At 50.4% G+C, this 12,383-nt stretch carries 9 protein-coding genes; 3 read left to right on the top strand and 6 right to left on the bottom strand.

The genetic code is table 11. The features are described 5' to 3' along the window. Entirely contained in the window at positions 1-615 is a 615-nt protein-coding gene (locus tag ACXAFQ_RS06720) for an FMN-binding negative transcriptional regulator (RefSeq protein WP_474818909.1), read from the bottom strand. 162 nt (positions 616-777) lie between these two features. Here ACXAFQ_RS06720 and ACXAFQ_RS06715 point away from each other — a divergent pair, with 162 nt between their 5' ends. Both ACXAFQ_RS06715 and ACXAFQ_RS06710 read left to right on the top strand, forming a co-directional pair. Beyond that, positions 778-3,996: an amidohydrolase family protein gene (locus tag ACXAFQ_RS06715; protein ID WP_474818908.1), complete on the top strand. Its 3,219-nt coding sequence runs from the start codon at positions 778-780 to the stop codon at positions 3,994-3,996. 66 nt (positions 3,997-4,062) lie between these two features. Beyond that, a complete protein-coding gene (locus tag ACXAFQ_RS06710; protein WP_474818907.1) occupies positions 4,063-4,842 on the top strand; it encodes an AraC family transcriptional regulator in 780 nt (259 codons plus the stop codon). Here the strand turns inward: ACXAFQ_RS06710 and ACXAFQ_RS06705 are convergent. After that, positions 4,824-6,341, bottom strand: coding sequence for an amino acid permease (locus tag ACXAFQ_RS06705; RefSeq protein ID WP_474818906.1), 1,518 nt, complete (start codon positions 6,339-6,341; stop codon positions 4,824-4,826). The two genes, ACXAFQ_RS06710 and ACXAFQ_RS06705, sit on opposite strands and share 19 nt — an antisense overlap. A gap of 218 nt (positions 6,342-6,559) precedes the next feature. Between ACXAFQ_RS06705 and ACXAFQ_RS06700 the strand changes: the two genes are divergently transcribed. Next, positions 6,560-7,960, top strand: a complete 1,401-nt coding sequence (locus ACXAFQ_RS06700; RefSeq protein WP_474818905.1) for an amidase family protein — start codon at positions 6,560-6,562, stop codon at positions 7,958-7,960. A gap of 138 nt (positions 7,961-8,098) precedes the next feature. Here ACXAFQ_RS06700 and ACXAFQ_RS06695 read toward each other — a convergent pair whose 3' ends face one another. The 4 genes from ACXAFQ_RS06695 to ACXAFQ_RS06680 form a co-directional block, all read right to left on the bottom strand. Beyond that, a complete protein-coding gene (locus ACXAFQ_RS06695; protein ID WP_474818904.1) occupies positions 8,099-10,342 on the bottom strand; it encodes a TonB-dependent receptor in 2,244 nt (747 codons plus the stop codon). A 194-nt stretch (positions 10,343-10,536) separates the two neighbouring features. Then, positions 10,537-10,854, bottom strand: coding sequence for a CcdB family protein (locus tag ACXAFQ_RS06690; protein WP_474818903.1), 318 nt, complete (start codon positions 10,852-10,854; stop codon positions 10,537-10,539). Then, positions 10,854-11,099 carry a type II toxin-antitoxin system CcdA family antitoxin gene (locus ACXAFQ_RS06685; protein ID WP_474818902.1) on the bottom strand — a complete coding sequence of 82 codons (246 nt, stop codon included), beginning with the start codon at positions 11,097-11,099 and terminating at the stop codon, positions 10,854-10,856. Before ACXAFQ_RS06685 ends, ACXAFQ_RS06690 begins: the two co-directional genes overlap by 1 nt. Positions 11,100-11,408: 309 nt before the next feature. Further along, positions 11,409-12,383, bottom strand: a complete 975-nt coding sequence (locus tag ACXAFQ_RS06680) for a cation diffusion facilitator family transporter (RefSeq protein ID WP_474818901.1) — start codon at positions 12,381-12,383, stop codon at positions 11,409-11,411.

The following is a 12,383-nucleotide window of genomic DNA, read 5'->3' as shown; positions in this document are numbered from 1 at the left end:
TTACTGTATTTTCCAGCCTTTTATCCAGTTCGCCATGCCCTGAGCATCTTTATTACCATTTTGCAGGCTTGTCATTACCGACAACTGATCTTCATCGCTGTTGTGCTGTCCGTGCCGCAACTGACTATCCACTCTCGTCACATCCACCCAGAAACCCTGAATAGCCGGAAGCAGTCGGTTTTTATAGGATGCTACCTGTTCAAGCTTCCAGCCGGAATTTTCAGGTTCAAGCTCTTGGGTAAGTCTTACCATTTCGTCATTCAGCTCGCTTTCATCGTTTATCGCCTGAGTAACCCCATAGGCATGACACGTTGCAAACATCCATGTCGGCACACGAGGCGAACTGGTGTAAAAAGAGGGAGAAATATAACTGCCAGCACCCCAGAAGATGATCATTACCGACTGCGCACTGGATAGCTCCGCTGCCAGCGGATTCTGCCTGTCTAAATGTCCGAATAAACGCAGCCCCTCAGAAGTAGAGCTCACTGTAAATGGTAGGGGTGAGCCAGACATGCCATCGGAGCCAACAAGAACGAGTGTCCCCATTGTTGTTTTCTCTATAATCTGACTGGCATCTTTAAACGAGGATGAATAAAAGGGCGCTGGAGCGTACACGAATGTTCCTTACAAAACGGCATTTTGGCGTACTATGCCAAACTCGCCAGATAACGTACCTGTGTCAGGGCCAATGTGTTTGCTTAACGGGCCAAACACTGGATTTATCCTTTAATGACATGCTTCAATCGTGGTTTATCAAACCATATACCAGAGAAATTCATGATGCTGTCAGTCCGCCGGTGCGCCCCCTACCTTCCTCATTTATTGCTTTCAACAATTCTGGCGGCGGCAAGTGTGCCATGTTTTTCACAAGGCCTTTCGCTGAAAACCGAGCGTCGTTACGAAAGTGTGGTATCTGAAGCAACCTGGATGAATCCGGATATTTCTGCCGATGGCAAAACCCTGTTGATTGATATACTCGGCGACATCTATACACTCCCCAGTTCAGGCGGCAGCGCTAAGCCACTGCTCACTGGCATCGCCTATGAATCCCAGCCGGTATTCTCACCGGACGGCAGTAAAATTGCCTTTATCAGTGACCGTTCCGGCAGTAATAACCTTTGGATTGCGAATGCTGACGGCAGTCAACTGAAACAACTTTCCCATAACAGCGATGCCATGGTTTTCAGTTCGCCAGCCTGGATGGCTGATGGCAATACAGTCATGGTTTCGCAAATGCGCTATGCCATGTTGGCTTTTCACATTCACGCGTACCCGACAGACGGTGGTGAAGGTTATGCAATCACTCAGGCCCAGCCCGGCGGGAATGAAGGGTTCGACGACCGTCATAATAATCTTGGCACCGTAGCCAGCCCGGACGGCCAATATCTCTATTACTCCCATAAACTGGGACATACCTGGTCGCCGCACCTGATGCCCCACTGGTCTGTGATCCGCCGTGATCTGACAACTGGCGAAGAAACCCCGCTGGTACGCGCTCCCGGTGGAGCCATGAACCCGGCACTGTCTCACAATGGCGAATTGCTGGTATACGGAACCCGCATGGGAGAAGACACCGTACTGCGGCTTCGTAACCTGAAAACAGGCAGTGAAAAAACCTTGATGACGGGTATTGATCATGATGGTCATGAGGGAGGCTATTATAAAAGCTTGCTTCCCAGACTCGTCTTCACCCCAGACGATAAATCACTTATCACCAGCGTAAACGGCAAATTAGTCCGTATCAGTATTGCAAATGGCAGCGCCACCGACATTCCTTTCAAAGCGGCGTTGTCACTACCGCTAGGTCAGCAAACCCGGGTAGCCGTAGCCGATGAAACTGGTCCGGTGAAAGTGCGGATAGCGCAGTTTCCGGCATTATCACCGGATGCATCTCAGGTGGCGTTTTCGGCTTTGGGTGAGCTTTACATCAAAGACCTGTCTGATGATAGGCAACCAGCTAAAATCAGTGCTGTCGGGCGTGGCGCTTTCCAGCCAACCTGGTCGCCGGATGGCAAAAACATGGCATTTGTAAACTGGAAGGCTAGCACGGCGGGCCATATCTGGATGAAAGCGCCTGACGGGAAGCCGGTTAGATTAACTCAGTTTGCTGATTATTACGCGCATCCGCTTTTTTCTGCTGACGGCAAATCGATATATGCCCTTCGAAGCAGCCACGTTGAACGCCTGAACCGGGTAAATGAACTGGCCAACGACGTGGCCTGGGACATTATTCGCATCGATTTAGCCACCCGACAGCTTATTACCATTACATCGGCTTTCGGGGCAGTCTCGCTGCAGCAATCGGAAGATGGCGAAACCTTGTTCTACTACGACGGTGTTGCTTTACAGGTAGTTGATCTACCAAGCCGACAGAAAGCGCCACTACTGCGTATCACCGGTCAGCATTTCTCTCAATACATTGATAACCCATTGCCGGTGACCAGCGTTAAAATTCGGCCGCAAGGTGACTGGGCAATAGTCAAAAATGCCTCTCAGTTACACCTTGTCAGCATACCTGAAAGTAATGGCGAAACCCCTACGGTGAATTTGTCGACACCTACTGTGCCCCACTATAAATTAACCCGCATCGGCGCAGATTCCGTAAGCTGGTCGTCCGACGGCAACACCTTATACTGGACAGTCGGCAGTGAGTTTCATCAGATAAACTTTGCCTCACTGCAGGCATCGGGGTTCTCTGATGCCGAATCGGCAGGAAAAATTACATCGCTTTCTGTCACCGTACCGCGGGATGTCCCCGAAGGAAGTATTCTGTTGAGTGGTGCCACGGTGTTAACCATGGAAAAGCAGGACGTGCTTGAACAGGCAGATATCCTGATTGAACAAAACAGGATTGCAGCAGTAGGTCCTGTGGGCTCCCTCGATGTGCCCGCAAGTACGCATATTATTGATGTAAATGGAAAGTACATCACACCAGGACTGGTAGACGCCCACGCGCACTGGTTCGATATTCAGCGAGGGATTCTCGACACAGATAATCAGTGGAATTTTCTCGCGAACCTGGCTAATGGGGTAACCAGCGGCCTGGATGTACAACCATTTACCGTGGATGTATTCAGCTATCAGGATATGATTGATGCCGGTGTAATGCCTGGTCCACGAGCGTTTTCAACTGGCCCCGGTATCTTTGTAAACAGCCATATTGACTCACTGGATGCAGCACGCGGCGTCCTCACCCGCTATCGCGACTATTATCGCACACGCAATCTTAAATCTTACATGGTGGGGCCGCGTGAACGCCGCCAGTACATGGTGGAAGCCGCCGCTGAACTGGGCATGATGCCCACTACCGAAGGCGCGTCTGATCTACGCCTCAATCTCACCCACGCACTGGATGGTTTTTCCGGAAACGAACACAATCTGCCGGTAAGTCCGCTCCATGACGATATCGTTGGGCTATTTGCCGCCAGCCAGACTTCATATACCCCTACACTCACAGTACTGTATGGTGGAAAGCCCGGGCTAAGCGACTTTATCGCCGAGCACTTGCCCCACACCAATGCAAAGGTGCACCGTTTTCTTCCACCAGCTCTAATAAATAATAAACTTCGCCAGGCTAATAGCTGGCAACCCCATGACAATCAGGCTTATCCCCGCTTTGCTGACGATGCCATAAATATTCAGCGAGCGGGCGGTGTAGTAGCTGTAGGTAGTCATGGTGAAGTTCAGGGCTTTGGCTATTTGTGGGAAATGGAAGCGCTGGCTTCCGGCCATGGCTCCCCGCTAGAGGTGCTCTATGCCGCTACAATGGGCAGCAGTAGAGCGCTGGGGCGGGATCACCTGATTGGTAGTATCACACCGGGTAAGTATGCTGATTTGCTTATTCTGTCGGCTGACCCCCGACAAAACATGGCAAACATGCGCCAGCTTGAGAAGGTAATTAAGAATGGACGGATTTATCAGGCCGATACACTCAGTGAAGTCTGGCCTAACCAAAAGCCTGCGCCTGTTACCTGGTTTAATCAGCAGAAAAAATAGTCTGACGGTACGATCTGTGCATCTTATATGATAAGAATAATCATTTAGATGAACGAAGATCCAGATATGAAAAGTAGCGCTCAGTTGCAGTCTATTGACAGACCAGTGGCTTCACTGGAAGACGAATATCCTTGCGGCTATGTTGATGACTGGCACTGTCACCAGCGCAATCAGGTTGTTTACGCATCCAAGGGCGTGCTTAATATCACAACAGAAACCGGCAGCTTTGTGCTACCTCCCCAGCGTGCGTTATGGATACCAGCTGGGGTGCGCCATACCGTATTCTGCAAGAGCGATGTATCTCTGCGTACGCTATATGTTGACACCTTTACCCAGCAGCGGTTTCCTGCGCAATGTCAGGTAATGGGCGTATCCGGGCTTCTGAGGGAATTGATTCTGGAAGCCTGCTCTATCCCTATGCTGTATGACGTCGACAGCCGTAACGGCCGTATTATGCAGCTCATCCTTGATGAAATTGAGCGCATGCCGGTGGATCCGCTTCTTATTCCAATGCCTACAGAAAAGCGTCTGCTGAAAGTGTGTCAGCAGTTTCTGCAGGATCCCTCGGTGAATAAAGATCTGGATGACTGGGCGTCAGACGCCAGCATGAGTCGCCGCACCTTTACCCGAATGTTCAGACAAGAAACAGAAATGAGCTTTTCCACCTGGCGACAGCAGGTGAGGTTGCTAGAGGCGCTATCGCGCATTTCGGCAGGCACGCCCATCACCACCGTATCCCTTGATGTGGGCTACTCCAGTGTCAGTGCTTTTTCCTCTGTTTTTCACAAAACATTCGGCGTGCCGCCAAGCAAATACTTTAATGACGCTCAGCTCTCAGAGAGCTGAGCTAGCCGCTGCTGCAGTCGCGATTTTTTCACACCGTAGTTCACATAAATTGCAATTCCCACGACCAGATAAGCCAGCAGAATGATGAGCGGAATGACATCGCCGTTGCTCGCACGCTGAAAGATATCCATAAATACTGGTGCCACCATCACGGCACAACATATCAGCGCACACACCGGGGTAGTGCCCAGCCAGACTTTTCCAACTCTTACACCGCCAAGAGGCACCTTAAACAAACGTGGTATATCCGGCTGACGACTACGTAATGCAATAACGCAAATGGCCACCGTGGCGAAAACAAAAGTGGTACCGATACTGACCAGGTCAGCCAGAATACTGATAGGTAGTAATGCAGCAGCCACCGCCGCTAACCCTGCCACAATCACCGTACCCTTAAGCGGGGTTTTGAAGCGAGCACTTACTTCACTAAAAACAGGCGGAATCAAACCATCCCGGGACATCGCAAAACAAATCCGTGAATGGCCGTAGGTATTCACCATTAATACTGAGAGTAAACCAGTAAGCGCACCGATCTTAATCACAAGATTCAACACCGGCTCATCGATAACCGAAATAGCCCGGGCGATAGGATCGGCCACGCCGAGTTCACGAAACGGCACCAGACCAGTGAGCACCATGGCCACTGCCATATAAAGCAAACAGCTGATCACCAGCGCGCCGAGAATACCTATTGGCACATCCCGGCGGGGATTTTTGGCCTCCAGTGCAGCGGTTGAGACGGCCTCAAACCCCAGGTATGAAAAGAACAGAATAGACGCAGCCCTGAACACACCTTCAATACCATAGCGAAAGCCCCCCTCGTTCTCCGGGATTAGAGGCTGCCACAAACTGGTATCCACATACTTAAAACCAAAAGCAACAAATAATAGCAGTACACCTACTTTGATGATCACCATAATGGTATTAACTACCACAGACTGATGTACGCCTCGTACAAGCACAGAACACACCGCCGCCACAATCACCACGGCCAGCAGATTGATATTGCCGGTCACGCTGAATGCGGTATCGCTACCGGTCTTTACCGCATCTACCGTAGCAGTGGTTAACCAGGCAGGAAGATATAGCCCGAAATCCTGCAACAGGCTGACAAGATAACCAGATGCGCCCACCGCCAGCGCGGACCCGGCCAGCCAGAATTCAAGCATCAGCATCCAGCCCAGCGCCCAGGCGAACACTTCACCAAGCGCTGAATAAGCATAGGAGTAAGACGCACCGGATACCGGCATCATTGAAGCCAGCTCGGCATAGCAAAGGGCGGTAAAACCGCAGGCGCAGGCTGCCATAATAAATGACAGCATAATGGCGGGCCCTGCATATTCGGCGGCTGCCGGACCGGTAATAACGTACACACCGGCACCAACAATACAACCAATGCCGATAAGCACCAGTTGTACAGGCCCCATAACCCGGTTAAGTGGTTGGTCTGATACCGGCTCAACCGGCTTTCTGGCAAATAACTGAACTGATTTAGGCATACTGATTTTCATGCGCAATAAGACATATGAAAAACCTACCACGCAACGCCCCCCTGTACGTGCGTGTCCGGGCCACACATTTTTCAGAGCAGGCCTATTTAAATCATACGGTTAGCGCTCTGGCCCTTTCAGAATAAAAGCCGACCCCTTAACGACAGTTCTTGTTGCACAGCCATGATTGAATGTAGCCAGTTAATTTGCCTGTATGAGCTTTAAAAATGTCAGAAAAAGACCTAATCACACTCTCCGCGTCGGATGTGACGCACATAGCCCGGCTGGACGCACACGATCAGGCGGCATTAATTGCCAGCAAAGCGCTACCTCCAGGCGCACTCGGCGAAGTGGCCAGAGCCCGTATTGCAAAGCTGAATCCCGCCGTAAAAGCCGTCACGTCGGAACCAGAGTTCATTCCCTGTCCGGTAACAACTGGTGCTGCTATGCAGGAAGTGCCATATTTGCTAAAAGCATCGGCAGAATATCCCGGTTTTCCGCTACAGAGTGGCTCACGCTCTGCCGCCAACCGCATGGGCGTGAACAAATCACCTTTTTTCAACCGACTGGATGTAGCAGGACTGGTGCCCGTAGGCATGACCTCTATGCCGGAGTTTGGTTTGTTAGCGTCCGGTGAGTCTGTGCTAAGCGGACCTGTTCACAACCCCTGGAACCTCGCCCATTCGACATCTGGCTCAAGTAGTGGTGCCGCCGCAGCCGTTGCCTGTGGCATGGTGCCGTTCGCCCATGCCAGCGATGCAGCAGGTTCAATCAGAATGCCCGCCTCGTCTTGCGGTGTCATAGGTTTTAAAGCCACCCGCGACTACAACTTACGTGCCCGGCCTCATCACTTCGTTGATGACTACTTATGTAACGATACCCTGATTGCCCGCAGCATGCGTGATGTATGCTGGGCCTCCCGCTGGGTGCGTCCGTCTCAGTTTCCTGCCACACAGCCTGAAGTAACCAGACTGCGCATTGCGGTGGTAATGGAGGGCCTCAATAGTGTAGAACCCGACAGCGAAGTCGAAAACACCATTACGAAAACAGCAAATAAACTGGCAGCGTTGGGCCACCAGGTGGACGTTGTACCGCAACCTATCGATGTGAATGCCCTTGGGAAGTCTCTGGGTACTATCTGGTGTTATCTTGGTGGCGACATTGTCGATAGCATTGCTGCAAATTGTGGCAGCATACCAATAGATACGTTGCTTGAACCCTGGACGCTGGGTTTACATGCACGCCGTAGCACACTGGGTTCAACGGACCTTGCTCTGGCATATCAGGTCATCGTTGAGCAGACAGCGGTGCTTCGTGCTTTCCACCAACAGTACGATGTAGTCTTGAGCCCAGTTAATGCCACCGTTTCTCCGCCGCTTGGTCATCTGGCGCCTACCCGTGCATTCGATGAACTCTGGGAAGCACTATTTGGTTATATGAGCCATACGCCCATCCAGAACCTGACCGGCACGCCAAGTATCAGCGTGCCCATGGGCATGAGCCAGTCGGGCATTCCGATTGGTGCGATGTTGTCTGCTGATTACGGCCAGGATGATTTACTTCTGACTTTAGCAACTCAAATGGAAGCCGCTGAACTGTGGACCCAGCGCTGGCCTGAACATGCCTGACTAACTTATTGAAGCGTCACAGTTTGAAGCCTCGACAGCACAACACTGCCGGGGCTTTTTTGTATGCGATAACGTTTTTTACATATAAAAAAGCCCGCTCAGTCGAGCGGGCATGCTGCCGTCAGATTTTATTTTTATTTAAAACATTGACCAGCTTATCCGTGCCCCGAAAGAACGAGGACGGGTGACACTGGCCAATGGCGCGGGGTAATAATCACCAAAAGGCGAGTTCAGAATGGCATATTCGTCAAACAGGTTATCCACGTATAACGCCAGTTTGGTCGTTTCTGTCAGCGCGAAGTCCGCACGGAAATCAACCATATTGTAGCCGCCACGCTGAGTGACCGAACGGAACGCAACCGGTGCCGCAGATACATAGCGATGAGCCAGAGACAGTTTTGGCGCAAAAGCCACATCGTCCAGGTGCAGGGTCACATTGTTCGCCACCGTCCAGTCCGATGCGCCCGGCAGAGTAGTACCCGCTTCATAACCACCGCCAGCGGCAAAGGTATCAGGCAGGAATTCTGAAATGGCAGCATCCAGATAAGTCACGTTGGTGTTGAATTCAAAGATATTTACCGGACGCCATGCGGCTGAGAACTCAATACCATCAATTTGTGCTTCACCAGCATTGGTTACATAAGCCAGATAGTCAGGAGCCGGCGTAAACAGACGAACCTGAATATCAGACCAGTTGATACGGAACAGGGTAGCATCCAGTAACAAACGTTTATCCATGAGGTCGTATCGGGTACCGATTTCATAGTTTTTAGTGGAATCCGGCTCATAGGTTTGTGGTGCATTAGCTGTTAACCCTGGTGGATTCGGGTTGGTACCACCCACGCGGAAACCTTCAGAATAGCTGGCATATATCATCAGATCGTCTGAAATGGTATATTTCACAGACGCTTTCGGTGTAAAACCGGTTTCAGCTGAAGTACCACCGTAGGTTACCGTTTCACTGGTGTAGACACCCGCAAACGTGGCGCCTGGCGGTCTTGTGATATAGGTTTCGCTGGAGGTATCGAAGTAGCGTCCGCCAAGCGTTACTTCCAGATCCGGTGTGAATGCATAGCTGATTTCACCGAAAATAGCCGAATCCTCGTTATCCTGTGCCACCTGATACTGAGAGAAATAATCGTCAGGTGCCAGTAAATCCCCGGAGAAGCCACCAAATAAATCCGGGTTTGCATCGATATAGTCTGCAGCGCCAGCCTGATAAACCGCATCGTTTGAGCGCTTCTCACTGGTGTAGCGGGTTACACCTACAATCCAGTTAAGTGGCCCGGTGTCTTTAGATGTAAGCCGCAGCTCAAGATGGTCACTGTCTGCATGACCAAAACCGTCTGACCAGGTACCTACATCCGATTGCAGGTAACCATTAAGGGAATAATCGAAAACAATCAGGCTGTCTTTTTCAGCCAGTGCGCCAAGAAAGGTTAAGTCAGCAAAACCCAGATCCTGCTCCACGCGAAGTGAATGCAGGGTAAATTCGGTATGATGCGGTTCAGGTACAACCGTATCGCGGGTCAACGTGGGATAAGTGGCATATGTCTGGTCATCTAGATCCGATTCCTGGAACATACTCATCAGTGAAATTTTTGTGCCTTCCGCGGGTGTATACACCAGTGAACCACGATATCCTTTCACTTCCACATTGTTAGACGCATCAACGCCGGTACCCACGTTATCCAGATAGCCGCCTTCGTAACGGTCCAGCACAACAAAACGTGCAGCCAGGGTATCCTCGATGATGGGCAGGTTCACCATGGCTTTCACAGAGTAGTTCGCGTCTTCGGAATTTTTTGTAGAGCCAAGGGACGCTTCTACCGCAGCATCAATACCGTCTGTCTGCGCCTCTTTGGCGATATAGTTCACCAATCCACCCAAGGTAGCCGCACCATACAGTGAACCCTGAGGTCCGCGCAGTACCTCAACCCGTTGTAAATCGAAGGTATCAACGTCTGGCAGAACAATCGGCCAGCCCGCTTCACTTAGTGGAATATCATTAATAAAGTATCCCACTGTAGTCTGGCCCTGCTCGTGATAGGTTGACGCTGAGACACCACGGATAACCACTTCAGATACGCCGGGCTGATAGTCGTTAAAATGTACACCCGGCAAGCGGTTAATATAATCTCCCAGGGTTTCCGCGCCCATTTCGGAGAGCATATCGCCGGTCAGGGCGCTGACTGAACCCGCCACTTCACGTAAATCGTTGCTACGCTTGGTCGCGGTTACGGTTACTTTCTCAAAGACTGTTTCTTCTTCTTTTTGGGTATCAGATTCGTCCTGTGCCAGCGCCAGCCCCGGCAGCAGCAACGAACCTGCAAGCACACCACTTACCAGTCTGGCAAGGTGTTGCGGTTTGAAATGATTCATGATTATTCCCTCGGTTTATCAGCTTTTCACTTGTTTTAATATGAACAGGCACGTTAGCTACGTAATGCCAGTATTCTGATATTCAGTGTATTGAAGGGAATCTCAAAAAAACTGTTAGGCAGGGTCAATTTGTTGTCGGAACAGGCCACATTGCATGAAGAATAATACTCTGCAGCCAAGATTAAATTTAGGAACTATACACCGGTGACAGCGAAATCTATCGCATCCACCAGCATGTGTCGTGAGTGACTGAGGGAGCCTAGAGGCGATTGCAACATTTCAACAGGCACTGCTGCAAGCTGTGGAGTCATGAAGATGAAAACGGATTTATCTATGACTATTTCCGGAGTCAGCTTTCTCATTACCATTCCCGGTTTTCTACTGGCATTGACTAATGGCACAACCAGACGTGTAGCCAGATGCGACAGGGCATCATGCTGAATGTCGACAATAAAGGGATATACCTTTTTCGTATTCCGATTGCTATTGGCATAAACGTCGAACTGCGCCATCAGAATACTCTGAATTCGTCGCTGAAGTTTCCATTCTCTTCGATCAACTCGTTGTATTTCTGCATCGCAATTTTATTCTCAGCTTTCCATGTTTCAGCTTCGCTTGCGGCTAGTTTTTCTTTTAAAGCCTGTTCCAACGTTGCCGACAGATTAATATTCATTCCTCGCGCTTTACTCAATAAATCGCTGTTAACACTCAGATTAGTGGCTTTTTTAGGTGCATTCTGATCATACAGGGTATTCATATAGCGTCTCCAGATCCGTAGTACAGAATCGAATATACGCATATGCATGCGCATTGAAAAGTAAATGTACTCGATTCTACACGTTGAATTGAAGGGGCATTCGAAACCGTCAACCGCATGGATGCGGTTGTATTCTCAATAAAAGCTTAGCCCAGGGACGGTTTTACGGCGAGTTTCGAGTGCAAGTGCGAAAACGACCATCTCAGTGGAGAGCAGGGAGCATTCGAAACCGTCTGCCGCAGGGATGCGGCAGCCGAGCCTACATGGATGTATTCACGGCGTGTTTCGAATGCCCCTGCTCTCCACGATCTAGTGGTCGTGGTCGTGGTCGTGGTCGTGGTCGTGGTCGTGGTCGTGGTCGTGGTCGTGGTCGTCATGATCGCGGCAGACTTCACCGGGCATTTCAAACTCTATGGTGGTGTGGGCTAATGCAAAATCTGCCAGCTTATCGTTGATTTGTGCTTTCAGTCGGCGATTGGTGTCAGCATCAATGTCGCATTGTAATTCGACATGGGCGGTGAGAACGTGCTGTTCGCCGTCCAGCGACCAGAAGTGCACGTGATGCAGGGCTTTCACGTGCTCGACAGACATCAGCGCATCGTGAATTTCCCGCTTTTTCTCTACATCAGGGTTGCCCTGTAGAAATAACTTAGTTGTGTCGATAACGTATCGAACCACATTGAACAGAATAAACAGCGTGAACAGTACAGATAGCAGTGGATCAAGGATTGGCCAGTGAACAAAGTGCAACACAATGCCCACAATCAATACGGCTACCCAGCCGAGCACATCTTCCAGTAAGTGCCAGTTAAGCACTTTTTCGTTCATAGAACTGCCGCCCGAAAGCTTGTAAGCGGCGTAACCGTTTACTGCAATTCCCAGAATAGCCAGACCAATCATGCCTTCCGTTACCGGCATTTCTGGGTCCCACAACCGTGGAATCGCTTCAGAAAGCACCCAAACCGAACCAACCACCAGTATGAGACCGTTAATCATGGCACCCAGCAAACTTAAACGTTTGTAGCCATAGGTATACTCGTCATCAGCTTGCTTATGACCCACTTTACTTAGGTACCACGCCAGTCCGATAGAAAGGGAATCACCTAAGTCATGTACGGCATCAGCCATTATGGCTACGGAGTTGGTAAGCCAGCCACCGATAAACTCAATAATGGTAAAGACAAAGTTGAGCCAGAACGCCCAGCCGATACGTTGCGAATCACTCACATCGTGATGATGGTGATGGCCATGAGAATGACCGTGATGATGACTATGAGAATGCAA

It is taken from the genome of Alteromonas sp. ABH2_165, assembly GCF_056159945.1.
This window is presented reverse-complemented; position numbering and strand designations above follow the sequence as displayed.